At 57.0% G+C, this 428-nt stretch carries 2 tRNA genes; both read left to right on the top strand.

The window, feature by feature from the left end:
* Positions 1-74, top strand: a tRNA-Ile gene (locus tag DCC82_RS17160).
* 13 nt (positions 75-87) lie between these two features.
* Positions 88-163: transfer RNA gene (locus tag DCC82_RS17155), tRNA-Ala, on the top strand.
* The last annotated feature ends 265 nt before the right edge of the window (positions 164-428 follow it).

Here is a 428-nt window from a genome sequence, read left to right as displayed (position 1 = left end):
GGGCCTATAGCTCAGCTGGTTAGAGCGCACGCCTGATAAGCGTGAGGTCGGTGGTTCAAGTCCACTTAGGCCCATCCCTTTCTATGTGGGGCCTTAGCTCAGCTGGGAGAGCGCCTGCTTTGCACGCAGGAGGTCATCGGTTCGATCCCGATAGGCTCCACCATTTTAGCGGAAAAATACTGTGTCCATGAGCACATACAGGAAACAGTTTGGTTCCTTGAAAACTAGATAACCGGAAGGAAAAGCGGAGGCGCCGCGGTTAGCCCCGATAGGTGCTGGAGGGCCTGCGAGGAGGCTATTGCCGCCACGGCAGGACCGAAGCGACCGTGAGGGGCTAGGCGCCGAAGCTAGACAGTAGAAGAAGCCGAGAAGCGAAGGCGGCAAGCGTGAAGCTGTTTTCGCATGGTTAAGTTAGAAAGGGCGCACGG

The organism is Geobacillus sp. LYN3 (genome assembly GCF_003064505.1).
GTDB classification, from domain to species: Bacteria; Bacillota; Bacilli; order Bacillales; family Anoxybacillaceae; genus Parageobacillus_B; species Parageobacillus_B toebii.
The sequence above is the reverse complement of the archived record's forward strand: the minus strand, read 5'-3'. Positions and strand labels throughout refer to the sequence as shown.